33 protein-coding genes and 1 pseudogene are annotated in these 24914 nt (G+C 57.3%); 22 read left to right on the top strand and 12 right to left on the bottom strand.

The genetic code is table 11. The features are described from left to right. Positions 1-40 precede the first annotated feature (40 nt). From GOV90_RS18595 to GOV90_RS18570, 6 genes are read left to right on the top strand one after another with little or no spacing between them, the layout of a single operon-like run. Positions 41-1972 (top strand): ATP-binding protein, encoded by a 1932-nt coding sequence (locus GOV90_RS18595; RefSeq protein WP_171096567.1) that lies wholly within the window; start codon positions 41-43, stop codon positions 1970-1972. Next, positions 1972-2265: a hypothetical protein gene (locus tag GOV90_RS18590; RefSeq protein WP_171096565.1), complete on the top strand. Its 294-nt coding sequence runs from the start codon at positions 1972-1974 to the stop codon at positions 2263-2265. The genes GOV90_RS18595 and GOV90_RS18590 overlap by 1 nt, the downstream gene beginning before the upstream one ends. A gap of 39 nt (positions 2266-2304) precedes the next feature. After that, entirely contained in the window at positions 2305-2640 is a 336-nt protein-coding gene (locus GOV90_RS18585; RefSeq protein ID WP_171096563.1) for a hypothetical protein, read from the top strand. After that, positions 2637-3974 carry a DUF6638 family protein gene (locus GOV90_RS18580; RefSeq protein WP_171096561.1) on the top strand — a complete coding sequence of 446 codons (1338 nt, stop codon included), beginning with the start codon at positions 2637-2639 and terminating at the stop codon, positions 3972-3974. Before GOV90_RS18585 ends, GOV90_RS18580 begins: the two co-directional genes overlap by 4 nt. A gap of 1 nt (position 3975) precedes the next feature. Beyond that, positions 3976-4242 carry a hypothetical protein gene (locus GOV90_RS18575; protein WP_171096559.1) on the top strand — a complete coding sequence of 89 codons (267 nt, stop codon included), beginning with the start codon at positions 3976-3978 and terminating at the stop codon, positions 4240-4242. Between the two features lie 10 nt (positions 4243-4252). Beyond that, a complete protein-coding gene (locus GOV90_RS18570) occupies positions 4253-4897 on the top strand; it encodes a DUF1523 family protein (protein WP_171096557.1) in 645 nt (214 codons plus the stop codon). Between the two features lie 48 nt (positions 4898-4945). Here the strand turns inward: GOV90_RS18570 and GOV90_RS18565 are convergent, their stop codons facing one another. From GOV90_RS18565 to GOV90_RS18530, 8 genes and pseudogenes are all read right to left on the bottom strand, one after another. Further along, positions 4946-6040, bottom strand: a complete 1095-nt coding sequence (locus tag GOV90_RS18565; RefSeq protein WP_171172877.1) for a flagellar basal body P-ring protein FlgI — start codon at positions 6038-6040, stop codon at positions 4946-4948. Next, entirely contained in the window at positions 6037-7044 is a 1008-nt protein-coding gene (locus GOV90_RS18560; protein WP_171096553.1) for a flagellin, read from the bottom strand. The genes GOV90_RS18565 and GOV90_RS18560 overlap by 4 nt, the downstream gene beginning before the upstream one ends. 2 nt (positions 7045-7046) lie before the next feature. Beyond that, positions 7047-7583 carry a flagellar basal body rod C-terminal domain-containing protein gene (locus GOV90_RS18555; protein WP_174825544.1) on the bottom strand — a complete coding sequence of 179 codons (537 nt, stop codon included), beginning with the start codon at positions 7581-7583 and terminating at the stop codon, positions 7047-7049. A 61-nt stretch (positions 7584-7644) separates the two neighbouring features. Continuing rightward, positions 7645-8400 (bottom strand): annotated as a pseudogene (locus tag GOV90_RS18550) (FHIPEP family type III secretion protein); the annotation flags it as partial. A gap of 9 nt (positions 8401-8409) precedes the next feature. Then, a complete protein-coding gene (locus GOV90_RS18545) occupies positions 8410-9108 on the bottom strand; it encodes a lytic transglycosylase domain-containing protein (protein WP_371732522.1) in 699 nt (232 codons plus the stop codon). A 73-nt stretch (positions 9109-9181) separates the two neighbouring features. Next, complete coding sequence (locus GOV90_RS18540) at positions 9182-9610, bottom strand: Lrp/AsnC family transcriptional regulator (RefSeq protein ID WP_171096551.1); 429 nt, start codon at positions 9608-9610, stop codon at positions 9182-9184. A 54-nt stretch (positions 9611-9664) separates the two neighbouring features. After that, complete coding sequence (locus GOV90_RS18535) at positions 9665-10984, bottom strand: MFS transporter (protein ID WP_171096549.1); 1320 nt, start codon at positions 10982-10984, stop codon at positions 9665-9667. A gap of 3 nt (positions 10985-10987) precedes the next feature. Continuing rightward, positions 10988-11245 carry a metal-sensing transcriptional repressor gene (locus tag GOV90_RS18530; RefSeq protein WP_171096547.1) on the bottom strand — a complete coding sequence of 86 codons (258 nt, stop codon included), beginning with the start codon at positions 11243-11245 and terminating at the stop codon, positions 10988-10990. Positions 11246-11378: 133 nt separating this feature from the next. Here GOV90_RS18530 and GOV90_RS18525 point away from each other — a divergent pair, with 133 nt between their 5' ends. From GOV90_RS18525 to GOV90_RS18495, 7 genes are all read left to right on the top strand, one after another. Then, positions 11379-11993: a ribonuclease D gene (locus GOV90_RS18525; protein ID WP_171096545.1), complete on the top strand. Its 615-nt coding sequence runs from the start codon at positions 11379-11381 to the stop codon at positions 11991-11993. Further along, positions 11990-12952 carry an SIS domain-containing protein gene (locus GOV90_RS18520; RefSeq protein WP_171096543.1) on the top strand — a complete coding sequence of 321 codons (963 nt, stop codon included), beginning with the start codon at positions 11990-11992 and terminating at the stop codon, positions 12950-12952. The genes GOV90_RS18525 and GOV90_RS18520 overlap by 4 nt, the downstream gene beginning before the upstream one ends. Before the next feature lie 11 nt (positions 12953-12963). Next, positions 12964-13563, top strand: coding sequence for an LPS export ABC transporter periplasmic protein LptC (gene lptC / locus GOV90_RS18515; protein WP_171096541.1), 600 nt, complete (start codon positions 12964-12966; stop codon positions 13561-13563). A 3-nt stretch (positions 13564-13566) separates the two neighbouring features. Next, positions 13567-14052 (top strand): LptA/OstA family protein, encoded by a 486-nt coding sequence (locus GOV90_RS18510; RefSeq protein ID WP_256367978.1) that lies wholly within the window; start codon positions 13567-13569, stop codon positions 14050-14052. Further along, a complete protein-coding gene (gene lptB, locus GOV90_RS18505; RefSeq protein WP_171096540.1) occupies positions 14052-14810 on the top strand; it encodes an LPS export ABC transporter ATP-binding protein in 759 nt (252 codons plus the stop codon). The genes GOV90_RS18510 and lptB overlap by 1 nt, the downstream gene beginning before the upstream one ends. A 252-nt stretch (positions 14811-15062) precedes the next feature. Then, positions 15063-15626 carry a ribosome hibernation-promoting factor, HPF/YfiA family gene (gene hpf, locus GOV90_RS18500; protein WP_050605577.1) on the top strand — a complete coding sequence of 188 codons (564 nt, stop codon included), beginning with the start codon at positions 15063-15065 and terminating at the stop codon, positions 15624-15626. 58 nt (positions 15627-15684) lie between these two features. Further along, positions 15685-16149 carry a PTS sugar transporter subunit IIA gene (locus tag GOV90_RS18495; RefSeq protein ID WP_171096653.1) on the top strand — a complete coding sequence of 155 codons (465 nt, stop codon included), beginning with the start codon at positions 15685-15687 and terminating at the stop codon, positions 16147-16149. Positions 16150-16206: 57 nt separating this feature from the next. Here the strand turns inward: GOV90_RS18495 and GOV90_RS18490 are convergent, their stop codons facing one another. After that, positions 16207-16722 carry a CAP domain-containing protein gene (locus tag GOV90_RS18490; RefSeq protein ID WP_171096538.1) on the bottom strand — a complete coding sequence of 172 codons (516 nt, stop codon included), beginning with the start codon at positions 16720-16722 and terminating at the stop codon, positions 16207-16209. Here GOV90_RS18490 and GOV90_RS21330 point away from each other — a divergent pair. From GOV90_RS21330 to GOV90_RS18480, 3 genes are all read left to right on the top strand, one after another. Further along, positions 16721-16846, top strand: coding sequence for a hypothetical protein (locus tag GOV90_RS21330; RefSeq protein ID WP_256367977.1), 126 nt, complete (start codon positions 16721-16723; stop codon positions 16844-16846). The two genes, GOV90_RS18490 and GOV90_RS21330, sit on opposite strands and share 2 nt — an antisense overlap. A 46-nt stretch (positions 16847-16892) precedes the next feature. Continuing rightward, the gene (locus GOV90_RS18485) at positions 16893-17492 is read left to right on the top strand and encodes a L,D-transpeptidase (RefSeq protein WP_171096537.1); all 600 of its coding nucleotides are present in this window, start codon (positions 16893-16895) and stop codon (positions 17490-17492) included. Between the two features lie 139 nt (positions 17493-17631). Further along, positions 17632-17814, top strand: a complete 183-nt coding sequence (locus GOV90_RS18480; RefSeq protein WP_117870963.1) for a hypothetical protein — start codon at positions 17632-17634, stop codon at positions 17812-17814. A gap of 128 nt (positions 17815-17942) precedes the next feature. Here the strand turns inward: GOV90_RS18480 and hemH are convergent, their stop codons facing one another. Next, positions 17943-18992 (bottom strand): ferrochelatase, encoded by a 1050-nt coding sequence (hemH, locus tag GOV90_RS18475; RefSeq protein WP_171096535.1) that lies wholly within the window; start codon positions 18990-18992, stop codon positions 17943-17945. A gap of 57 nt (positions 18993-19049) precedes the next feature. After that, the gene (locus GOV90_RS18470; RefSeq protein ID WP_171096533.1) at positions 19050-19880 is read right to left on the bottom strand and encodes an SAM-dependent methyltransferase; all 831 of its coding nucleotides are present in this window, start codon (positions 19878-19880) and stop codon (positions 19050-19052) included. On the opposite strand from GOV90_RS18470, the gene GOV90_RS18465 reads away from it, so the two are divergent. The 4 genes from GOV90_RS18465 to GOV90_RS18450 are packed head-to-tail and all read left to right on the top strand — an operon-like array spanning position 19879 to position 22207. Next, entirely contained in the window at positions 19879-20625 is a 747-nt protein-coding gene (locus GOV90_RS18465; protein WP_171096531.1) for a ComF family protein, read from the top strand. The two genes, GOV90_RS18470 and GOV90_RS18465, sit on opposite strands and share 2 nt — an antisense overlap. Positions 20626-20663: 38 nt before the next feature. After that, entirely contained in the window at positions 20664-20921 is a 258-nt protein-coding gene (gene grxC, locus GOV90_RS18460; RefSeq protein WP_050605571.1) for a glutaredoxin 3, read from the top strand. Beyond that, a complete protein-coding gene (locus GOV90_RS18455) occupies positions 20921-21751 on the top strand; it encodes a carbon-nitrogen hydrolase family protein (protein WP_171096529.1) in 831 nt (276 codons plus the stop codon). Before grxC ends, GOV90_RS18455 begins: the two co-directional genes overlap by 1 nt. A 15-nt stretch (positions 21752-21766) precedes the next feature. Beyond that, complete coding sequence (locus GOV90_RS18450; protein WP_170334681.1) at positions 21767-22207, top strand: MarR family winged helix-turn-helix transcriptional regulator; 441 nt, start codon at positions 21767-21769, stop codon at positions 22205-22207. Between the two features lie 3 nt (positions 22208-22210). Here the strand turns inward: GOV90_RS18450 and ubiG are convergent, their stop codons facing one another. Next, positions 22211-22957 carry a bifunctional 2-polyprenyl-6-hydroxyphenol methylase/3-demethylubiquinol 3-O-methyltransferase UbiG gene (gene ubiG / locus GOV90_RS18445; protein ID WP_171096527.1) on the bottom strand — a complete coding sequence of 249 codons (747 nt, stop codon included), beginning with the start codon at positions 22955-22957 and terminating at the stop codon, positions 22211-22213. A gap of 48 nt (positions 22958-23005) precedes the next feature. Between ubiG and pip the strand changes: the two genes are divergently transcribed. Continuing rightward, on the top strand, positions 23006-23983 hold the full coding sequence (gene pip / locus GOV90_RS18440; RefSeq protein WP_171096525.1) for a prolyl aminopeptidase: 978 nt from the start codon (positions 23006-23008) through the stop codon (positions 23981-23983). Further along, positions 23980-24801 (top strand): ABC transporter substrate-binding protein, encoded by an 822-nt coding sequence (locus tag GOV90_RS18435; RefSeq protein WP_171096523.1) that lies wholly within the window; start codon positions 23980-23982, stop codon positions 24799-24801. Before pip ends, GOV90_RS18435 begins: the two co-directional genes overlap by 4 nt. Positions 24802-24914: the final 113 nt, after the last annotated feature.

Genomic DNA, 24914 nt, shown 5'->3' with positions numbered 1-24914 from the left:
AGAGTATTTTTGAAAAGATGAAGCAAGAGCGGTTCAAGAGATGAGTTTGATGTCAGATCAGATGGAATTACGTGAGGACGACGTTCGCAAGCACTATCAAGCAGCGACCGCTTTGCTGAATGGGTTTGAACACGCGCCGAGGATTGGCAAGGCGTTGGAAGCGGTTGTTGAGCGGTCTCCGGGGGTTTCTACGGGGCGGCGGTTTCGATCCACGACACCGGGTCTGGTCACGCGGCGAACCGTGCGTTCGGACGGAGTGCATCTGGTTGAACGGATCGAGGCGTCGGACGATGGAGATACGCTGGTGTCTCCGCCTCAGGCTACGACACAGCAAGCCATTCGCCGCGCCATTGCCATCGCTTTGGCTGTGGCCGAGGCTTATGCGGACCAGACGCCATTGGCCGATCTGAAACGGGCCAATCTGGCCGGGGATTTGCCAGCCGTGCGCAAGACTGAATTCTCGGAACTGCTGACGGCTGAAGCTCTGATCACCTTGCACACGTTCGGCAATGCGCTGGCTTACTTGATGTCCTCGCATATGGGCGAAACCACGGTTGATCTTGGCGAGATCGAGGAGGTTTTGACCGACAATGGCCAACTCGCCCTGCATGGTGCGTTGTGGGAGCTGGACCAGACGCTCGCCAAACACGCCCCTGATGACGCCCACTTGATCGCGGCAACCAGCGCCTATGCCGAACAACTGATGGAAAAAGTCGCTCTGCGCGCCCAGTCTGCTGGCCACTTGGGCCCGTTCCAGAACGCGGCCTGGCATATCGAGGCCGATGATCTGACGATTAGGGGTTTTGAGCCGGCCTCGAAGGCCAAATCCACCACCCTGACCATGACGTTCAAGAAACCGAACGAGGTGGTGGGCAACCATATCGCCAAGTATCAGGCGATGAAGCTGGCCAAGATGCTGATGGCCTATGACTTCGACCGCCGCCTGAACCCATTTGCGGAGCTTGGCGGGTTCATCTTTACCTTCATGGGCGACGGCAAACCGGGCACCGGCAAGACCACGCTGATCCAGATGATGGCCGGGCTGATCAATGACTATTGCCAGAACGCGGGCTATCCCTTCCGCTATCAGAACCTGAGCACTGACAATATCGACAGCTATCAGGGTAAGTCCGGCCAGAACGCCAAGGCGTTTATCAACACGATCATCGACCCGTCGGTCATCGGCTTTGGCACCATCGACGATATTGACCAGCTGGCGGGCAAACGCGGCGACCGGCAGTCCAGCGCGGGCCAACTGGAAATCACCGCTGTTCTGATGGAGAGCTTTGCGGGGGCCAACACCGTCGTGCGCGGCAATTGCACCTTTGGCATGTTCTCGAACTACCCCGAGAATGTGGACGACGCCCTGCGCCAGCGGGCGGGCGCGCGGTTCCTGGTGGACGGTCCGCAAACGCGCGAGGATTACATCGACATCCTGCACCTGCTGATGGGCCGCAACCACGACATCCCGCTGGGCGAGCACGACGCCTATGCCGCGCAGGAGATCAAAAAGGCGGTCGCCGCCAGTTTCGAAAGCCATTCCCGCCCGCATGAGGACGCTTTGTTACAGGTCTATGACCGGGTGTCCGGCGAGATCGGTCAGATGGACACGATTGCCAAGCTGGGCACCTACCTCAAGGCGATCCAAGCAGCGGATGAGCGTTTTACCGGCCGCGCGATCAAGAACATTACGGACGCGGTCAAGGTCCGCGCGATGGATTTCGAATTGCCCGACGAGTGGATGGAGAACCCCGACCTGTTCCTGTTCCGCGACTACGACAACAAGAAAGCGATGATCGAAGACCTGCGTCAGCCGATCACCGTTGAGATGGTGATCCAAGAGATCAACCGCTACGCCGACAGCGAGTTCCGCTATGCCGACAAGAGCGACGAGGTCGCCATCGAAAACGCCGTCCGCGAGATGGGCCGGATGGAAGAGGCCAAGCGGCGGTATTTGGAGGGGAAGGGGTGATGCTTGTCTTCGCGGTTTCCGGTTTAGCTCTTGTTTTGGGTTTGATCCTGCCTCTGCGTTGGGGCGTTTTCGGATTTCTAGGCGCCGTGCTTGTGCTGTTCCTGACCCAGTTCGGTGTGAACGCGGGCAGAGGGTTTGAGGGTACTTCTTGGGAAGAATCTCTCATACTGTTTGAGGGCAGTGTGGTGTCGTATATCGGGTTCAACTTGCAGATCACAGCGCGAGCGTTTGCATTGCCTTTGTTGGTGCTGGCCGTTCTAGTTGTTGGTCGCTTCAGCAAGGGAGTAAGCTGAGTTGAATTTATACTTTTATTGTCAGGCGGGAGAGCCTGAGTGCTAGATATCATCTTCCTGATAACTTGTTCTTTGCTCGCCTATGTAGGCATCAAGTTCGTCCTTTGGGTGATAAGGCGCAGCTTGCCTGTTCCATTGGGCGAATTCATGTGGTTACGTTTCTTTTTCTGGTGGACCGCCAGTACGGGTGCCGCTGTTGTGGTTTACTTCGGTGCGATCACAGTAATTGGCGTTCTTGTTTTGGAGATCTGGGGTTTGAGTCAGCGACTAGAGCCTTCCTTGCTGTTGATGGGTGGTCTTATTTTGTCGGCGCCTTATTGGGTTGGTTTGGTCAAAGGAATTGATCTTCAAGTTACGCACAGGTGGTCTGTATGATCCGCCTTATCGAAAAAGGCCTGATGTTCGGTAACCTCGTCCACATCTCCAGCCCGGCTCTGGTCGAGCGGTATAACCGCGCGCTGCAGCATCTGGCGGGCAAGACCACGGCGCTGACGGATTTCCATGTCGATATCTCGGGTTATTCGCCTGAGGTGGGGATTGAGCTGGACGATCCGCTCTACCTCAATCCCAACGGGGTCAACCGGCAGTTCATCCTGCTGACGACCGAGCAGAAACGCGCGCCTTTGCTGAACGTCAAATTCTCGACCTCGCGCGACATTCTGCGCGAGTTTATCGAGATGAACGAGGCGCAGCTGTTCGCCCTGTCCGCCACCGATGCGGTGGCGGGAGAGCTGGTGAACTCGGTCATCAAACTCAGCACCCCGCGCGATCTGCTGAACCTGCGTAAGATCGAGATTGAGGCTGACACCGCTGGCGGCACCCTGCGCAAGGCACAGCAACTGGCGGGTATGGTCGAACGGTTCAAGACCGAAGAGGATGCGTGGTTCGACGATGTGCTGATCGCCAAGATGATCGAAACGGCCAAGGAAACCGGTGACGTTACCCGCAACCCCGTGCGCTTGCGTCACACGGATTTTGAGCAGCGCAATTTCTGGACCGCGCATTTTGGCGGGCTGTATCTTTTTCCGGATGTGGATCACCCGGCGGCCGTCTGTATGGGCGAAAAGCCGGATGATCTGCCGATCAAGTACACCTTCGACCCGTCACAGCGGAACCAGATTGCCAAGTTTCTGGATTACAACGATCTGGTCGAACCGATTGTCAAAGCGAGCGGCGTGGATGCCGCCGCGATTCTGCAACAGAAGATGGATTTCCTGACCGTCGATGCGGCTGCGGATTCAGATGTCGACCTGACCGGTTTGGATCGCAGTGACATGCGTCGGCTGGCGCGTAATCACTCGGATCGATTGCCCGAGGCCTATCACGGGCTCGCTCAATTGCTGCGCTGGGCGAGCGATGGGGGGCCATGGCCGCGCATCACCTCGGACCATCCAGCCTATTTCTATACCTTGCGCGCGGCGGATACGCCGAACCGCGATCTGGTGAACATGCTGCTGTCCGAGCTGGCTCCGCTGGACCCGCGCCAGATGTTCATCTGCCATAAAGAGCTGTTCTACCGAACATATTCGGGCTGGCCCGAGCGCAAGAAAGCCTATGTTGCCGACTTCCTTGCGCGTGAGTATCAGGTGGACAAGCAAGGTGCTCGTGCTGCGTTGTTTGGGCATGAGCCGGATATGAGCGGCAATGACCGGGTCAGCGATGACATAATCGCCCGGGTCGGTCCCTGGGGTTCGGTGAGGAAAGGCTGATATGATCGGATTGTTGCGCCTGTTGCTGATCTTGCTGGTGATTCAGACGATTGCCTATGTTGCGCTGTCTTTCTATTCGCGCGGCATTCGGCGGCGTAAGCTGGAGGACTGGTGGGACGAAAAAGGCAAAACGGGCAACAAAGAAGCCTTTGTCGAACGCGGATTGCATGTGTATGACAATTCGTTCCGGCGTAAACTGATCCTGGGTGTCTATATTGTGCCGTGGGTGGCGATTAGCGCGCTGATCTACATCGTGAATTACATGTGAGGAATTAGGCATGGCCTATGTGAAATGGGCGTTCATTATCATCTTCTGGGGCACGATTGCGGCGGTCCTGCAGTACTCGTTGCCGCAGCATGACATTGTGCGCATCGTCAATACCTATGAAGAACGGCAGGATCTGAACGACTGGACCCGGATTTTCTGGTCCGAGCCGCAGGATCAATCCGCGAGCCTGGCCAATCGGGACGTGCAGTTCATTCAGGCTGTGCGCGACAGCGGTAAGCCCATAGTTTATCGAAACGAGGATACCGGCTGGGGCTGGCCCCCCTATTTCAAGTTCGACACAGCCAACCTGTATACCGAAGCCAATGATGCCAAATCGACCAAAGAGAACCCGAAATGGGTGGTTGTTACTCATTACGGCTGGCGCAACGAGTTTCTGTCGATCTTTCCAAACGCCATCTTCATCAACCATGTGGATGGACCGGATGCGCGGATTATCCCTTGGTTCAATATCATCTTCCTGACGATTTTTGCCGCCGTGGTCTGGGCGATATGGGTGCGCTGGCGCAGGTTCCGGCAAGCCCGGATCGACCCGATGATCGAAAATGTGGAAGACGGGCTTTATGCGGCGGGTGACGCTATTGAAGAACGGCGCACCAGGTTTCGGCGCTGGCTGGACAGCTGGAAGTCAAAATAGAGTGCAAGGGGCGTGCAATCAGCACGCCCTTATTGCGTGAACGGCCCGTCACCTGACGATGAACTCTGCGTGTAACGCGCCCGCTGCCTTTATGGTTTTCAAAATGTCGATCATGTCCTGAGGCGATACGCCTAGTGCATTCAAACCTGCAACCACTTCGGACAGGGTTGTGGCCTCGGGGATTTCGGCAAGACCGGTGCCTTCTTCCTCTTCGATGCCAGCGATGGTGCGGGGTACGACCACTGTTTCACCCCTGGCAAACGGGTTGGGCTGCACGGCAATTGGTGCCTCTTGCACAGTTAACGTCAGATTTCCCTGAGAGACAGCGACGCGCGAAATGCGGACCTCTTGCCCCATTACAATCGTGCCGGAACGCTGATCGACGACGACACGTGCCTTTGATTCTGGTTCAACCAGTATGTTTTCGATACGCCCGATGGCATGGGCAGTTGACACCGCCTGCGTTGCAGCGACGTTAAGCTCGACCGTGCCGGAATCCCGCATGATGGCCACGGCCCTGTTGAACTCGGTATTGATTGCGGATTCGATCCGCGCGGCAGTGGTGAAACCGGGTTCTCTCAGCGCAAGACGCATTTGGGTCAGGGTCGACAGGTCAAAGTCAATTTCACGCTCAACTCGTGCCCCAGAGGGTATGACACCTGACGTCGGCACCCCGCGCACCACCGAAGCGGCCTCACCTTCGGCAGAAACGCCGCCCGCCAGGATTGTGCCCTGGGCAACGGCATAGATTTGACCGTCGGCGGCATTAAGAGGGGTCATAATCAGCGTTCCGCCCAACAGGCTGCTGGAATCGCCAATGGCCGAAACCGTCACATCGATCTGACCACCCACCCTGGCAAATGGCGGGAGGCTGGCGGTTACTAGAACGGCTGCAACGTTTTTTGGCCGAAAATCTTCGCCGTTTACGTTGACGCCAAGTCGTTCCAGAATGTTGGACATGATTTCTTCGGTGAAAGGCGCATTACGCAAACCATCACCGGTTCCATTCAATCCCACGACAAGACCGTAGCCGACCAGATCGTTGCCGCGCACGCCGTCGAAATCGACAAGGTCTTTCAGGCGTATCGCTCCTGCCCATGCCAAGCTGGGAAGGAAGATCAGAATAAGTATCAGCGCCCTCATCTCAGAAAGTTCACCAGCGAAAGGTTCGCATTGCGAACGGTTACGGAATAGAGGCTTTCCAATTGGAACTGCACCGTTTGCAATTTGGCCGCTGTTTCATAAGGGTCGGCAGCAATCAGTTCGTTTCGGCTGAACTCAAGGCTGGTGCGGGCAGCAGAATTGCGTGTCGCGGCCTCTTCTATTCGAGCCTCTGCCGTGCCGACCTCGGCCCGAAGTTGCACAGTAGCGTCCTGCGCGTTGGCCAGATCAACACCCAACTGTGTAAACAATGTCGTGCGCTGATCAGGGGAAAGCGCCAAGGTGCTATCTGTAGCTAGCGCAGCCACTGCAACGTCCTGTAGTGCCGCCTTGAAAGCCGGGTCCGTTGCGGTGAACGGCAGCGTGACACTTTCGTTTTCCGAAATCTGCATCGGTGAAAGTGCACTGTTTGCCCCCTGATAAAATACGGCGTCAAACCCGGCCGGGTCATTGAACCAAGTGTCTGCCGCCAGCCGAATATCGGCCACGGTTACAAGCCCGGTCAGTTGCGGTCTAAGCGCCGCCAAAAGATCGTCTGAAGAGGGAAGAGGGGACACATCGGTGGCTGTACCGGAAAACAGGCTGCGCCCACCGACGCGCGTGTTCAACGCCGAGATCATCGTGTCCAGTTCATTTTTCGCCTGCACCGACGCTTGTTCGTGGTTCACGGGCTGATTTGCGGTTCCAAATGCCAGCAGGGACGCAGTCATGTCTCCAACGGAATCTCCGAAGGTTTGCAGGCTTAATTGCATGGCATCGGTGAACAGAGCGGCCTCAGACGTTGCTATGCCAAACGCGTCGAGGCGGGCAAGGCTACGATCCAGATCGAGAAGCTGCGAATAATCGCCCCCCAACCGGCCCGAGATATCTTGTACCTGTCCGGTGGACATCTCAAACGAAAACGTTTCGATCTGTGTTTTTATGTCCGTGGCACGCGTGCGCAGGGTCATGCCGCGCGCCAGATCGCCGATTGAAGTCAAAGTCATCATCACAACCTCAGCAGAGTTTCAAGCAGTTCATCCACGACCGAGATGACCCGGGCATTTGCTGCATATGTCTGTTCGACTTGCATCAGACGTTGCAGTTCCTGATCTGTATCCACGCCCTGTTCGGCCTCAATCTGGGCCATTTGCTGTTGCGCGGTGTTGGCGAAGGTCTGGCGTTGATCTGCAACATGGGCGTTTGTACCGGCTTTGGACAGCAGTGCTTCGGTCAGTTCGGCGGCCCGCATGTTTCCTGTGCCGAACAGCCCGCCAGCTACTGGGCGCGCGTCCTTCAGGATATTGCCGAAGGCACGCAGTTGTGCAGATTGTCCGGGATCACCTGCCGTGACGGCGCCCAAACCCGCGCGCAGCTTCCAGCTGTCACCGCCCATGTTGGGATCCACACTCGCGTTGACCGAAACCCGAGAGGCAAGCCCAACAAAAGCTGTGGGATCAAACCGGTTGCCATCGTCGGTGAACAGACCGGGATCAGTAGCCAGCGCCGTCGGATCCAGGCGGGGCGTCTCGAACCGTTCGATCAAGTCGCGGGCAACGGTGTCGAGCTGAAGTTGAGCCTCAACCGCAAGCTCGTCGCGGATGGTAAACTATCACGGCCGGGATTTGCGACACCAACCCGTCGCCAACGGTCAGAATCGCGTAAGTCTCGAAAGCGGACGCTACGGGCATGCCGTGTACGATCACGCCCATGATCAGACCCATCACAAGGTTCAGCAAGGTGATCAGAAGACCGGCAATGGCGTCGCCTTTGACGAATTTTGACGCCCCGTCGAGCGAGCCAAAAAACGTCGTTTCCTGTTGTTCGCGTTCGCGCCGCTCTTTGGCTTGCTGGTGGTCGATGGCTCCTGCGGACATATCACTGTCAATGGCAAGTTGCTTGCCCGGCATTCCGTCCAGTGCAAAACGTGCACCCACCTCAGCCATGCGGGCAGCACCTTTGGTGATGACCATGAAGTTCACGATCAGCAAGACGCCAAACACCACAAGTCCCAGAAATATACTGCCGCCCATGACGAAATTGGCAAACCCCTCGATGACATCGCCTGCTGCATTTGGACCTGTATGTCCTTGTCCGATGATCAATTTTGTCGAGGATACATTCAACGAAAGCCGCAGCATGAGCGAGGCCAGCAGGATCGTCGGGAAGGATGAGAAATCCAGCGGGCGTTCAATGAACAAGGTCAGAGTAAAAATCAGGATGGCCAAAGCAAATGAGGCGGCCAGCCCTACATCCAGCACCCAGGCAGGCATCGGCAGGATCATCATCACGATGACTGTCATCAAAGCCACTGCCAGAAGAACCGTGGGCGAAAAAAGGGACCGGGCGTCGATTTTGGGCACGCGGAACTCCTAGTTGAAGGCGATGAACGCGGTGGCGCTGCGCGCGGCAGGAACCAGGGACCCCAGCGCACCGGTTTCATGCGCAGTCTTTTGCGATGGGATTAATGGGATTCCAACTCTTGTGAACGGATCACTGGGTACGGCTGCAACCTGAGGCTGAGTTGTACCGTCGAGTCGGTGCAGCACGGTCTGAAAACGCTTCGTATAGGCTTTGGCCAGCGAGTCGGTTCGGGAATGATAGGCTCCGGCGGCGGCGGGCCACGAACCAAGCTCAGCGTACAGGTCTTTCAGAAAGCGGGCGGCGTATGTTGCGTTCTCAACAGGGTCGAACATCGCGTCGAGTGAGCGAAAACCCTTGCCATGCCAGCGGTAGTTAATCTGGAAACAGCCCACATCAAAGCTGCGCGCGCCTGCTTTGAAAATCTTGAACACATAGGTTTTGGCCTCGCTTTCAGAGGGGAACCAATACCCTTTACCTTCAACGTTGATGGTCCACGGCCAGGGCAGAAACTGCCCGTCCAATGTACGACCCGTTTCAACACGTGAGATCGCGCGCAGAACGTCCAGCGGTACCCCTTCGGACAACGCCGCACGCCGTGCAGCCTGATCACACAGATCCCCGGTGTGCGCATTGGGCATGGCAAAGCCTGCTTGGACTGCAGCCACAAGCATGAGCATGAAAAAGAACGGGATCTTTTGAATTGGCATTCTGCCGGTCCGGGATTCTGATCTGTCCCGGCCAAGCTAGCCAATGATCGGTTTACAGAGAGTTATCGGCGCTTCAATTTCGATCAATCCTGCGCCCGAAGACAACGCTGGTATTGGTGCGCAGGACGCCGGGTATCTTGGCCAGGTCGTCGACCAGAATGTCCAGATCTTCCAACCGGGGTGCCTCAGCCGAAAGCATCAGATCAAATTCACCATTGATGGACAGGCACAATTTAACCTCAGGATAAGCTTCAAGCCGCTTGATGATACGGGTCGTTTCTTTCTGTTGCACCTCAAGCATGACGATGACCTGCACTTTGGGAGTGTCTTCCGTTGACCCAAGGCGCACGGAATACCCCGTGATCACGCCGCGTTGCTCCATCCGGTTGATCCGTTCATGAACTGTCGTTCGGGCCACACCCAGCGTAGCCGCAATCTGCGTGGTCGAGGCCCGGGCATTGGCTTGCAGGGCGGCGATAATGCGGCGGTCTAGCTGGTCCATTGGGGCTCCGGCTGATGGGTGCGGTTTTGGTGTAGGGCAGATCGGGGCAGCTTCTCAAGATCTGTGCGGCACGTTCGGATGAAGGTCGTCGATGATAATTGGGTGTGCGTGTGGGCCTGATCCGGTCAGATGCGGGTGATCGGCCGGCAGATCAGGGTGATCATGTTCAATCACTTCCTGATCAAGGCGCGGCCATAAACTGAACGCGCCAATCACACCGGCCACAGACAGCGTTGCCATGCTGCTGAGCGCCACTGTTGGTCCGAATGCAGTCATCAGCCACCCTGCAAGCGGGTAAAGCACCAGCCAACAGCCATGCGACAGGGTAAACTGAGCTGCAAAAACAGCAGGGCGGTCTTCGGGATGAGCCGACCGGGTCAATAAGCGACCCGAGGGTGTCAGAGTGGTGGAATATCCAAAACCGGTAAACGCCCACAACAAGGTCAGCAGGCCAAGTGACAAGGGAACAGTTGCTGCCAGAATCGCGGCCACAGCCATGGACCCTGTGGCAAAAACGGCCCCCGAGATCATAACCCGACGATCCTCGATCCGATCCAGAAGGCGGGGCAGGGTAAAGGCGGCCAACATCGAACCGCCTCCGAATCCGGCTAACGCAATGGCCACCGCGCTTTCCGACAGTCCCAGATTGGCGCGCACGATAACGACGGTGTTGACGATCACCATCGAGCTCAGCGCAGCCGCGCTCCAGCTGAGTGCCAGCAACCCGCGCAACCGGGGTGTTTTCAAATAGATTCGAATACCGCGTGTGGTGCGGTCATAGATTCCGCGGGGTTTGGTTGGTTTTGGCGACGGAAGGACGACGGAGACCACCAGCAATGCCGAAGCGACAAAGCCCAATGCCGTCCCCCAGAACAAGCTGTTGAAGCTGACCAGCAGCAGCAGGGCTGCAGCAAACATCGGGCTCAGCAGGCTTTCCATATCGTAAGCCAGGCGCGACAGGGACAGGGCGCGTGTATATTCCGCTTCATTCGGCAACACGTCAGGAATCGTTGCCTGAAAGGCAGGTGTGAACCCTGCCGAAGCCGATTGCAGCACAAAGATCAACACGTAGATCTGCCAGATTTCCGTCACGAAAGGCAGGCACAGTGCAACGGCCGCGCGGATCAGGTCCAAAACGACCAGCATCTTTCGGCGATCCAAACGTTCGGCGAAGGCGGCCGCCAGCGGTGCAACGGTGACATAGGCAATCATCTTGATCGTCAGCGCAGTGCCCAGGACCAGGCCTGCAGCATCCCCCGCCAGATCGAATGCCAGCAGGCCCAGGGCAACAGTCGCCAACCCGGTGCCTGTCAAGGCGACGATCTGAGCGGCGAACAGGTGGCGGTAGGTGCGGTTCTTCAGAATGCTCAGCATGGCTTAGAGGTATTTCGTAATCGCTTTGAAATCTTCGATCCCGCTGCCAGCGTCGTCGGCGGACAAGCAATGATCGATGTGATCGTGAATCAACGCGCGTTTGGCATTGGTGACAGCCTTTTCCACGGCGAACAACTGTTGGGCAACGTCCGAACAGGGGGCCTGGCTTTCAAGCATGGCAATGACTTTGGCCAGGTGCCCGTGGGCACGCTTTAGTCGGGCCATGATTTGTGGATGCGACTCATGGGTATGATTAGACATGGTATATCCTTATCCCCCCCATGAGGATAAGATCAAGAGCCTGGCGCTTAACAGCCCGCGATTTTTGGACGGCGTTGAGTTTAGGGGCCAAACCGCCTATCTCGGGGACAATAGCGCTCAGAGGATTAGTCGCGTGGCGAACCATTTGTACAAAAACGATCTGCCCGACGGGCTGGATCTGGGCCCCGTTGTGGCCATTGACTGCGAAACCATGGGGTTGAACCCGCATCGCGACCGCTTATGCGTGATCCAGATGTCGGGTGGTGATGGCAACAGCCACATCGTTCAGGTTGAAAAAGGGCAAACCGAAGCACCAAACCTGTGCGCCATGCTGGAAAACCCTGACGTGCTTAAGCTGTTCCATTTCGGGCGGTTTGACATCGCGGCCATGTACCACACCTTTGGTGCGCTGGCCGCTCCGGTTTATTGCACCAAGATCGCCAGCCGTCTGGTGCGCACATACACTGACCGCCACGGCTTGAAGAACTTGTGTCAGGAACTGATCGGTGTCGACATTTCGAAACAACAGCAGATGAGCGATTGGGGAGCCGAGTCTCTGACAGATGCTCAACTGGACTATGCAGCCTCGGATGTTCTGTACCTGCACCGCCTGCGGGATGAATTGAACAAGCGCCTTGCACGTGAAGATCGGACCGAGATGGCGCAAGCCTGTTTTGATTTCCTTCCGATGCGTGCGAAACTGGACCTCGCAGGCTGGCCCGAAACGGATATTTTTGCACACTCATGACTGATAACGAGTCCTTTCTGAAAACCGCCCGTCAGGTCGTTACAGATGAAGCCCGCGCGCTGGACGTGTTGGCTGAAAGTCTGGACGACCATTTTGCAGAAGCCGTGCAAATGATCCTGCAGGCGAAGGGTCGCATCATCGTGAGTGGGATCGGTAAATCGGGTCACATCGGTCACAAGATTGCCGCCACTTTGGCCAGCACTGGTACGCCAGCCTATTTTGTACATCCGGCCGAGGCCAGCCATGGTGATCTGGGCATGGTCTCCAAGGGTGACGTGGTATTGGCGATCTCGAATTCGGGCGAAGCGCCGGAACTGGCCAATCTGCTGGCCTTTACCCGCCGGTTCGGGATTCCGCTGATTGGTCTGTCCAGTAAGCCTGAAAGCACGCTGATGAAACAGGCGGATGTGCATCTTCTGATCCCGTCTTTGGGTGAGGCATGCGGCTTTGGCATGGTGCCTTCGATCTCAACGACATTGACCTTGGCAATGGGCGATGCGCTGGCGATTGCTTTGATGAAGTACCGGGGTTTCAAGCCCGAGAATTTCCGTGACTTTCATCCAGGTGGTAAACTTGGCGCGCAGCTCAGCAAGGTGCGCGATCTGATGCATGCGGATATGCCTGTGGTCACGTCCGGCACTCCGATGAGCGAGGCTTTGCTGGTCATGAGCCAAAAAAGCTTTGGTGTCGTTGGTGTCACCGATGATGCTGGCCGCCTGCTGGGCATTGTCACCGATGGCGACTTGCGCCGCAATATGGATGGGTTGCTGGACAAGAGCACCCAAGAGGTCATGACCCGTGATCCAATGACGATTGCGCCAAACGCGCTGGCGGAAGAAGCCGTTGCGATCATGAATGAGCGCAAGATAACCTCTTTGTTCGTGGTCGACCCTGACGCTGACGGACAGGCGCAGGGCTTGTTGCACATCCACGACTGCCTGCGCGTCGGTTTGGGCTGAGGGAGGGCGAGGTGGACAGATATTCCCGCATGGTGCAGTTCCTGAAGGTGCTGTTGCCGCTTGCGGCGATTGTCTTGCTTTCCACCGTCTTCTTGCTGTCCCGCAGTATCGAAACAAATGTATCTGTGCCGTTCGCGCAAAATGACATCGATGAACGGCTGGCGCAGCAAGTTGTAACTCAGCCAAACTATCAGGGGACCACGCGCAAGGGTGAGGACGTTCATATCGAGGCAACTCAGGCGACCCAGGGCAACGAGACCGCGACCCCGACTGCCTCGGAATTCCGTGGCCGGTTTGGCTTGCTGAGCGGTGGAACGATACTGCTGGACTCCAACTCGGGTTTAATCCGCCCTGACGAAGGCACAGCCACTTTTGTCGGCGACGTGGTGATCACCACAGCTGACGGGCTTCAGGTCACGACCGATCTGCTCAACACATCTTTGGATGAAATCCGCGGCGACACGCCGGGACAGGTGAATGGTACCGGGCCGATCGGCAACTTTTCCGCCGGGCGCATGACTTTTGGGACGGAAAAAAAGGATGGTCCGGTCCATATTGTTTTTACAGATGGTGTGAAGCTGATATACGAGCCTGAAAAGGCAGAAAGATAACTTGTGTTCGATTTTCGTTTTGTTCCACTGTGTCTCGCTGTAATCGCGGGTACCGCGGCCGCGCAAGAGGCGCAGGTGGCCTTTGGTTCTGCAAATGCCGACCCAAGCCTGCCAGTTGAGGTGACTTCGGAGACATTGAACGTCAATCAGGAAGATGGATCTGCCGAGTTCATTGGCAATGTCATCGTTGTGCAAGGCGAAATGCGGCTGACGGCGGAACGTGTTCTGGTGATCTATAATCAGGAACGTTCGGCCATTGAACGGATGGAAGCGACCGAAAACGTGGTTCTGGTCAGCCCACCGGACGCAGCCGAAGGGGATTGGGCAGAGTATACAATCGATTCCGGTGTGATTGTGATGAAGGGCAATGTCCTTCTGACGCAGGGACCCAGCGTCATCAGTGGCGATCAGATGAACGCTAATCTGACAACAGGCAAGGCGACCATGACCGGGCGGGTCAAAACGATCTTGCAGCAGGGCAACAACTGATGGCGGGTCCGAACCTGACATTGGCCGAAGGCAGTTCAGGCCTGCGCATCGAGAAGCTGCGAAAATCTTACCGGAAAAAGACGGTTATTCGCGATGTCTCGATGACGCTGGACCGGTCCGAGGTCGTAGCGCTTTTGGGGCCGAACGGGTCAGGCAAGACCACGACCTTCTATTCCGTCGCAGGGCTTGTGTTTCCCGAAGCAGGTAAAGTGACAATTGATGGTCAGAACGTCACAACCCTGCCGATGTATCGGCGTGCTCGCATGGGGATCGGCTATTTGCCTCAGGAAATGTCGATTTTCCGCGGTATGAGTGTCGAAGACAACATTGCCGCTGTATTGGACATTACGGTTCCACACGCACACAGGCGTAAGGAACGCCTGGAAGAACTGTTGTCGGATTTTTCCATCGAACATTTGCGCCGAGCGCCCGCCTTGGCCCTGTCCGGTGGTGAACGCCGCCGTGTCGAGATCGCGCGCTGTTTGGCGGCCGATCCGAAATATCTGCTGTTGGACGAACCTTTTGCAGGGGTTGATCCGATTAGTGTCGGGGATATTCGACATCTGGTGGCCGATCTCAAAAAACGGGGAATCGGTGTGTTGATCACGGATCACAACGTCCGGGAAACGCTGGAAATTGTGGATCGCGCCTATATCCTGCATGACGGCCAGGTGCTGATGTCCGGCACGCCCGACGAAGTTGTCGAAAACGAGAATGTGCGTCGGGTCTATTTGGGCGAAAACTTCCGTATTTCATAGGCTTGAACCGGTTTGCATCAGATGCATGACGGAAATCGCGTATATACACGCCTGTTTTGATTGACTCTTCCTTCGTCTCTTGCCTCAATTGGACTATGGCATTTACTCGGTTCCAGTCTGGATCTCGATCTCCCTTCTTTGAAGGGCAGGACTTAAGGCAACCGCAGAAAATGCCGCGACCCCCCACCCGATAAAAAAAAGTTCGTCGCGTACCGTGACGTCAGAATGGGTGTGAATTGTGAAGGAGATCACATGCGTTACCAAATCAGCGGAAAACAGATCGACATCGGCGCGGCCTTGCAGACACACGTGCAAACCGAGCTGGGCGAGGTTGTGGGCAAATATGCTCAGCGGCCGACAGATGCCAACGTCGTCTTTTCCCGTTCAGCGCATGAATATGTATGCGAAACAACGGTGCACCTGTCCACGGGCCTGACAGCCCAGGCCAAGGCGCATGCTACCGAGATTTACGCAGCATTTGAGGCATGCTGCGACAAGATGGAAACCCAATTGCGCCGCTATAAGCGCCGCCTGAAGGACCACCACAAGGACCGGGCAGAGCCGGTTGAACTCTTTGGTGCGTCCTCTTATATCCTCGCCTCTGACGAATCGGACACGGCGGACGAGCCCGAATCGCTGCAGCCCATGATTGTGGCTGAGATGGAGACGAAAATTCCGTCTCTGAGCGTTGGGGAAGCCGTGATGCAAATGGAACTTGCTGGCGCTCCGGTGCTGGTGTTCAGGAATGAGAACAAGGATGGATTGAACGTTGTCTACCGTCGCGATGACGGTAACATCGGCTGGATCGATCCGTAACAGGCAAGAAAACGGGGCCGCACCCGCACATGCGGGTGCCGTGCCATGGAGCGTGATCATGGAGCTTTCGAGCATACTCAAGCCCGAGGCAGTGCGTGTACTTTCGGCCGCTTCCAGCAAGAAGCGGTTGTTTCAGGAAATCGGCGACGTTGCCGCCGCGACCCAGGGCCTTGATGCCCAGGCGGTGGTCGACTCTCTGCTTGAGCGCGAAAGCCTTGGGCCGACCGGAGTTGGACATGGCGTCGCGCTGCCCCACGCGCGACTGTCTGAACTTGAGGCGGTTTCAGGCGTCTTCGTCATGCTGGAAAAACCGATCGATTTTGGTTCGGTTGATCGTCAGCCGGTGGATATTGCCTTTGCGCTGTTCGCGCCTGAAGAGGCGGGTGTGGATCACCTCAAAGCGCTGGCTTTGGTGTCGCGTACGCTGCGGGATACCTCGGTCTGCACCAAACTTCGGGCGAACCCCGATCCGGTCAAGCTCTATGCAATTTTGACCGAAGCTCAATCAATGCAAGCTGCATGATTGAATAAAAAAAGCCCCCGAAAACCGAGGGCTTTTTTGATTAACATCTGAGCTGGATCAGCCGCCGGTTCCCATTTCCAGCGTCCACCAGATTTTTCCACCGTTTTCCTGATGCCAGGCGAACCCCATCTGGGTTGCCTTCGGGTCCATGATCACAGCGCGTGGTCCGGGTTCTTGCATCCAGGCCGCCAGTGTCTCGGTCTCGGTCTCGTAGGTTTCGGAAATCGCTTCGCCCAGGAATGTACCAAAATATCCGACCCGCGCGGCACGATCGATTGGGGACGACCCATCCGACCCAAAGTGCCAAGGGCGGTTCTGGCGTGCCATATCCTTTGAGTGAGTCGCAGCGGCCGCGTTCAACTGAGAGTTCAATTGCACAGACTGTAGGCCCTGAGCCTGACGCAAGGCATTGACCGAATCAAGCATTCGGAATTGCAGTTTTTCGGGATTGCCGCGGATTTTGTAGACCGTGGGCAAGGGGCGGCCATCCGCACCAATAGTGGTGGGCTGGGTGCTTGTACATGCCGCAAGCGCGACAAAGCAAATCAACAGTAAAGAAACGATACGCGTCATGATCGACCTGATAATTGTGTTGTCACCCGGCATAGCGTGCCTGACTGCGCTGAGCAAACGTACATTCGTCTATACTCGCGTGATTCTGCCGGTTTGGTTTGCGACTGAAGCATTCTCGCAATAGAATAGATCAGATTCCAGAGCTTACTAGAACACAGGACCCGTTCGTCATGGTCAAAAAGCGTATTCTGTCACCCACGCGCCGGGTGTTTCTGACCGGTGTAACCGCCTCGCTGGCGACACCGGCACTGGCGCAATATATTCCAGGCGACCCGCTGCGCCCTGCACCCGAGCCCGAACCGCCCGTGCGCCGGAATGTGTCGGGGTTCCGTGCCCTGGACTGGCAGCCCTATTTCTCAAACACGAGGAACGGGGCAATTTTGGTCGATACAGTGTCACGCGCGCTGCATTATTGGTCAGATGATCAATCTACATACAAACTCTACCCCTCTTCGGTGCCTTTGACCGAAGAGATGACCCGTCGCGGACGCACCAGCGTGATCCGTAAAGTTGAAGGCCCCAGCTGGTCGCCAACGCCGTCAATGAAGAAAAGAAACCCTGAATGGCCGGACTATATCCCGCCAGGGCCAGATAACCCTCTGGGAACCCACGCTTTATATCTGGGTTGGAAATATTACCGCATCCACGGCACCCATGATACGCGCAAAATCGGGCGCCGCTCGTCAAATGGCTGTATCGGGCTCTTCAATGACGATATCGCCGAGCTCTTTTCTATGACGAAGGTCGGCACGCAAGTGTTGCTAATTTGACGACATTTTCCCGCACGAACCCGCTTAGCGCTCAAGTTGCAATTGCATTCCAGCGCCAATGCTGATTAGAAAAAAACACGAGGTAAGTCTTAGGTGCGCGGTTCCGGGCATTGGAACCGTGCAAATTCTGGAGGTTAATATGAAAAAACTCGTTCTCGCCGCAGCTCTGACCGCCGCAGCTTCGACCGCATACGCAGGCAACCTGGAAGAGCCGGTTGTTGAAGCACCTGTTGTTGTTGAAGAAACTCAGGGTTCTTCGCAGGGCATCCTGCTGCCGCTGATCCTGCTGGTTGTTGTTGCTGCTGCTGTTGCTGCAAGCTAAGCCAACACGGAATTCTTGAAAAAGGCGGTGGAGCAATCCACCGCCTTTTTTGTTTCTGAAAGCCAAAACATGCGAAAAGGGTTCAAAACCAATTGAATCGCTCGCGCCGTGCGTTGTGTTCCGCAAAGCTAGTCCAGCCAGCCGCGCAGATTGTCCTCGACGATCTTGCCCAGGGCGGCGATATGTGCGTCGTCGTCGTTCAGACAGGGGATGTAGGTGAAGGTTTCGCCGCCTGCTTCTTCGAAGCTTTCCTTGATCTCTTCGTTGATCTCTTCGAGCGTTTCGATGCAATCGGCCGAGAAGGCAGGGGCGATGACGGCAATGTTCTTCTTACCTTGCTTTGCCAGATCCGCCACGTGATCCACGGTGTAAGGCTTTAGCCACTCTTCCGGACCGAATCGCGACTGAAATGTCGATACAAGCTGGTCATCAGACCAACCCAACCGTTCTTTCAGCAGCCGGGATGTCTTTGCACACTGGCAATGATAAGGATCCCCTTGCTGAAGATAGCGATCCGGCATTCCGTGGTACGAACAGACCAGAATGTCAGGTTTTGTCTCCATTTCCGCATAGGCGCGCTCAACAGATTGCGCCAGCGCGTCGATGTAACTGAGCTGGTCGAAATAAGCGGGCACAGTGCGGGATGCTGGTTGCCAGGCTTCGTCCATCAACGCGCGGAAAAACTGGTCGTTGGCCGTGGCCGTCGTTGCGCCTGCGTATTGCGGATAGAGCGGGAAGAACAGAATGCGGTCACATCCTGCGGCCACCATCTCGCGCACTTTGGATTTGGTTGACGGGTTGCCATATCGCATACAGAAATCGACCATTACCTGGTCGCCGTACCGGTCATGCATCGCCGCCCGCAGCTTGGCGGTCTGATCCTTGGTAATCGTCATCAACGGGCTTTCGCCTTTGTCGTGATTCCAGATCGATTTATAAGCTTCGCCCGAGCTGAAAGGCCGCTTGCTCAGGATTATGGCTTGTAGAATCGGCTGCCATTTCCATTTCGGATAATCGATGACACGCTGATCTGACAGAAACTCGTTCAGATACCGCCGCATGGGCCAATAGGTGTAATCGTCCGGCGTGCCCAGATTGGCCAGCAAAATGCCGACGCGACCCATCCTGATCTTTGGATGATCCGTAGGAGCGTGTGCGGGGCGGGTAGCATCGAACATATGGGACTTCCTGAATTTCTTGTGGTCCGGCCTGAGATAAGGGGATTTATCCGCACGTCAATCAGGCAGTTTGCCCTCGGTGGTGCGTAAGGCGTCTGCCAGACGGGCCTGGGCCGATCCTGGGGGTAACGGTTTGGGTTGGCTATCGTGCGGCGACCATCCGGTCAGGCAGATCAGGTCGAATGTTGCTGTCACGCGGCCTGAAGCGGTCGAAAAGTGATCCGCATAGATACGCTGCGCGGCCTCGAACACAGCCCGTCTGGTCGGGCGCTTCAGCCGTGCCGACAAGGCGTTGGTTTCACCCATATGGCGCAGATCGCGCATCAGATGCCAAATGTCGCGGTATTCCGCCGTCAGCGGCACTGAATCCGCTACAGGCAAAGCCAAACCGGCCCGTTGCAACAATCCACCCATGTCTCGAAGTTCCGCCATCGGAGCGATGCGAGGGCTCAGGCCGCCTGTGATCTCAATCTCAGCCTGTCCCAATGCGGCGCGCAGTTCGTGCAAAGTCTCCCCGCCCAAACACACGACCAGCAAAAGCCCGTCGGCCTGCAATGCCCTGTGGCATTGGATCAGCTGCCCAACCGGATCATTGGCGCAATGCAGGGCCATTGCGTGGATGACCAGATCATGGGCGCCGGGCTGAAGCGCCAGCACGTCGTCATCCTGGACTAAGGCAGAACCCGAAAAAACATCGTCCCAAAGCCGCGGAAACGAGCTCACGATCGCAGGCGCTGTAAAGGCTTTGTTAACCATAGAGAGCCGATCCTGCACCTCGTCAATTGCGGCGCGATGCAGGAAGAAGGCGTCATCCTGTGCACGGGCGCGGTGGCGCAGGATGGTTTTGCGATCAAACAGAGAGGGTGCGTTGGGCTCGGGCAGTTTCATGGCACGCAAGTATCGCATCGCGCAGCGGATTCAAACCGCACTTGCACTGATTTACCCGCCCCGCTGCATGGGATGCGGCGCGCTGACCGAGTCAGATTTTGGGCTGTGTGGATCCTGCTGGCGTGAAACGCCCTTTATTGGAGGCACCGTTTGCGAAAGCTGCGGAGTGCCGCTGATGGGTGCGCAGGATGGGTATCGGATTGAATGCGACGATTGTCTGAAAGCCCCACCGCCATGGGATGCTGGCCGATCAGCGTTGATGTATGATGGCAAGGCGCGGTCGCTGATCCTTGCCTTGAAACATGGTGACCGGCCCGAACTGGCTCGCCCAGCAGCCCGTTGGATGGCGCAAGCGGGGCGTGAACTGCTACGACCGGGTATGGTGATCGCCCCGGTGCCGCTTCATTGGTCTCGTCTGCTCAAACGGCGCTACAATCAGTCGGCCCTGTTGGCGCAGTATCTGGGTCAGGACAGTGGGCTGGACTGTGTGCCTGATCTGTTGGTGCGAAACAGACGAACACCGGTTCTGGATGGCAAAACGGCGCAAGAACGGGCCGAGGTTCTGAAAGATGCGATTCGCGTCCACCCGCGCAGGGCAAGGCATCTGAAAGCCCGCGACGTGTTACTGGTGGATGATGTGATGACCTCTGGCGCGACGTTGGCCGCCTGTACCCGTGTGTGTCAGGCCGCAGGGGCAAATCATATTTTCGTGTTGGCACTGGCGCGCGTTGCCAAGGATGCCTAATTCGCCCAAGATTGCGCGAAACCCGAAGGGAACGGAAAATGAAGCCGGTAGAAATCTATACCTCGCCGCTATGCGGTTTTTGTCATGCGGCCAAACGTCTGCTGAAACAGAAAGGCGTTGAGTTCAAAGAAGTCGACGTTCTGATGCACCCCAAACGCAAACCCGAGATGATCCAGCGGGCCGGTGGCAAGCGCACTGTACCGCAAATCTTTATCGGCACACAGCATGTGGGTGGTTGTGACGATCTGTATGAACTGGAACGTCAGGGCAAGCTCGACCGGCTGCTGGCGGCCTGATGAAGACCGCGCTGCTGCAGATCACCTCGTCGGACGATCCGGCCGAAAATCTGAACATGGTGCGCGCCATGATGGCTAAGGCCGCCGGGCAAGGCGCGCGGTTCATTTTGACGCCTGAGGTTACGAACTGCGTCTCGACCAGCACCACGCGGCAGCGCGAGGTTCTGCAGCATGAAGAAGACGATATCACCCTGGCGGGCTTGCGCGAAGAGGCCGCCAAACTGGGCGTATGGCTTCTGATCGGTTCGCTGGGGATCAAAACCCACGACGCGGATGGTCGCTTTGCCAACCGGTGCTTCATGATCGACCCGCAGGGTCAGGTCGTGGCGCGCTATGACAAAATCCACATGTTCGACGTGCAGGTCACGGAAACCGAGACTTTCCGCGAATCGTCCAACTACCGGCCCGGCGCCCGCGCGGTTTTGACTGAGACCGATTTTGGCAAGGTGGGGCTGACCATCTGTTACGATATCCGCTTCCCCCATTTGCACGCTGCTCTGGCGCAGGCGGGGGCACGGATCCTGACGGTTCCAGCGGCGTTTTCGCCCGTCACAGGGGCCGCGCATTGGGAATCGCTGTTGCGCGCCCGCGCGATCGAGACCGGGTGTTGGGTGCTGGCTCCGGCACAGACCGGAGAACATCCTAAGACGCGCGGAAAAACCCGCTACACGCACGGCCACAGCATGGTTGTCGCCCCGTGGGGGGAGGTGCTGATCGACGCAGGTACCGATCCGGGCATTCACATTTTCGATTTGGATGATAGTTCTGTGACAGAGGCGCGCCGACGTGTGCCCTCATTGACGCATGTGCGGCCTTTCGACAGGCCCTGATCCAGAACCGGACTTATGACGGACGAAAAAAATGCCCTGGCGGTCACGCTGTTCAGCGAGATTCTGACTGCAGACCAATTGTTGCGCAACCGGCTGAGCCGGGTGCTGCCCAAGGGCATGGAAATCTCGCATTTCTCGGTGCTGAACCATCTGGTGTTTGTTGGGGATGAGCGGACCCCGGCGCAACTGGCCAGCACCTTCCACGTCACGCGCGGAGCCATGACAAACACCTTGGCCAAGCTGGAATGGGCCGGATACATCCACATCCGCCCCGACTGGGACGACGCCCGCCGCAAGATGGTGGCGATCAGCCCCGCCGGTCGCCGTGCGCGGGATCAGGCAATTTCCTCGATCGCGCCGCTGATCAACCGCGTGGTCGGAGAACTGGGGCTGGAGCGCGTGCGCAGCACGCTGCCGGTGCTGCGGGATTTACGCTTGCAGTTGGAGGGGGAGTAGGATTCACCCCGGCTTCACACTCGCCGTCACATAGTTCACGCTCAAATCCCGGTCCGAGATCGACCAACTCCACAGGATCGGGTTGAACACAAACCCCTTGCGGTCCACCGGGTCCAGCCCGGCCTGGCGCAGTAGCTCGAACAGTTCGTCAGGTGTGATGAACTTGTTCCACTCATGCGTGCCGCGCGGCAACCAGCGCATGACCACCTCGGCCCCGAAGATGGCCATCGCATAGGATTTCGGATTGCGGTTGATGGTCGAACAAATCTGTAGCCCGCCGGGTTTCAGCAAGTGTTGCGTGGCGGTCAGGTAACTTTGCGGGTCGGCGACATGCTCGACAACTTCCATGTTCAGCACAACGTCGAACTGCTCACCAGCGGCGGCCATGTCCTCGGCCGTGGTGTGGCGATAGTCAATCTCAAGCCCTGATTGCTCGGCATGGATACGTGCGACAGGCAGATTGCGTTCGGCGGCGTCGGCGCCCACGACCGTCGCACCCAAGCGCGCCATCGGTTCACTGAGCAGCCCGCCACCGCAGCCGATATCCAGCAGGCGCAGGCCCTCGAACGGGTTCGGCGCGGTCAGATAACGATCAAACTCACCTGCGATCTGCTGTGTGATATAATCCAGACGGCACGGATTCAGCATGTGCAGAGGTTTGAATTTCCCGTGAGGATCCCACCATTCTGCCGCCATCGCCTCGAATTTTGCGATCTCGGATGGGTCCACCGTGTTCGGATGCGCTTGCATTCCTGTCTCCGTGTGCTCTTTTACGCTTAAGGACTATATAGGGCCATAATGGACAAGTACCCGGACCAAAAGCGCGCAGTTCAATATCTGTACCCGCCGATCGACCCGTTCGATCAGCGCATGGTCGATATGGGCGATGGGCACCGTATCTATGCGGAACAATGCGGCAATCCCGATGGGATACCGGTTGTTATCCTTCACGGAGGCCCGGGGGGCGGCTGCAGCCCTGCTATGCGGCGCTATTTTGATCCGCGTGCGTACAGGGTGATTCTGTTTGATCAGCGTGGATGTGGTCGGTCCAGACCCACCGCATCGGTCGAAAACAACACGACGTGGCATCTTGTCGCTGATATCGAGCGGCTGCGCGAACTGTTCGAAATTGAAGAGTGGATCGTGTTTGGCGGAAGCTGGGGGGCGACGCTGGCGTTGATCTATGCGCAGACGCATCCGGATCGGGTCAGCCGTCTGGTGCTGCGCGGTGTGTTTCTGGCCACGCAGGCCGAGCTGGATTGGTTCTATGGCGGCGGGGCAGGCCGGTTCTGGCCCGAGCACTGGCAGAAATTCACTGCCCTGCTGCCCGAGGGTGAGCTGGACGATACAATTGCCGCTTATAACAAGCGCTTGTTCTCGGGCGATCGCGCGACGGAGATCCTGTATGCACGCGCCTGGTCGCATTGGGAAAATGCGCTGGCCTCGATCCATACCAACGGATCGGTTGGCGAAAGTCCGGGTGAATACGCCCGCACCTTTGCGCGGCTCGAGAATCACTATTTCATCAACAAGGCGTTTCTGGAGAGGGATGGGCAGATTCTGGATCAGATGGACCGGATCGCCGATATTCCCGGACATATCGTTCAGGGGCGGTATGACATGATATGCCCGCCTCAGGCTGCATGGAATCTGGCTGAACGCTGGCCCAATGCCGAGTTGAAGATGGTGCGACAGGCGGGCCATGCGCTGTCTGAACCCGGCATCAGTGCCGAGCTTGTGCGCATCATGGACCGCGTGGCGGAGGGTGTGGCATGACCCGGATTGACCGCCGTGCCTTGTTTGCCTCGGGTGCTGCAGCCGCGCTGCTGGCGGCGACAGGTGCGTCCTTGGCGGATACGCCGAAGAAAGGCGGCACGTTGCGACTGGCCGTTCCGCGCGACGACAGCCTTGAACAAGTTGCACGCGGGGCTGTTTTCGACACTCTGACCGAGATCGCGCCTGACGGAACGTTGCGGGGTGAGCTTGCAACAGGGTGGCAGACCGATGCCGACGCACGGATCTGGACCTTTGATCTGCGCGATGATGCGGTCTTCCACGACAGCGCGCCGTTGGAAATTGCCGACGTTTTGTCCGTTCTAGCGGAAGTTGGTCGTGCCGAAGCCATGGCCCCCAATCGCGTGCACTTGGAATTGGCTCAGGCCAGTCCGGGTCTGCCGTTCATGTTGGCGGACAGCCGGTTTGTTATTACGCGAGCGGGGCAAACTGTGTCGCCATTGCACGCCGCCAACGGCACTGGCTGTTACCGCGTAGAACGGGCCGAGGATGGACGGCATTTCCTCGGTCGCCGCGTGGCTGGGCACTATAAGGATGGTCAGGCCGGATGGGTCGATGCGATAGAGGTCATCGTGATCCCGGATGCCAGCGTGCGGGCCGAAGCGCTGCGCGATGGTTATGTAGATGTGGCGGCTCTGCCGGATAAGGCGGAAATGCAGGGCGTGCGCGGTCTTCGGTTTCACCCGTCCGAGGCGGACATCGCCCTTGCAGTAGCTGGCGCTGTCGGGATGCCACGCCAGATTGCCGGGTCGTCGGTGCTGGACGATGGCCGTATCGCAGAACGGTGGTGGATGGCGTAAATTCGGCTGCGACTCCCGCCGGGGGTTGCAGACTCGGACCATCCTGCGTATATGCAGTTTCAACAGCGGCGCGTTGAACTTCTGGTTCAAGGCTCCACCGGAAAATTCGACGG

The organism is Ruegeria sp. HKCCA5929 (genome assembly GCF_013034525.1).
GTDB lineage: Bacteria > Pseudomonadota > Alphaproteobacteria > Rhodobacterales > Rhodobacteraceae > Ruegeria.
Note: the sequence above shows the minus strand (reverse complement) of the source record. Positions and strands in the feature narration are given on the sequence as shown.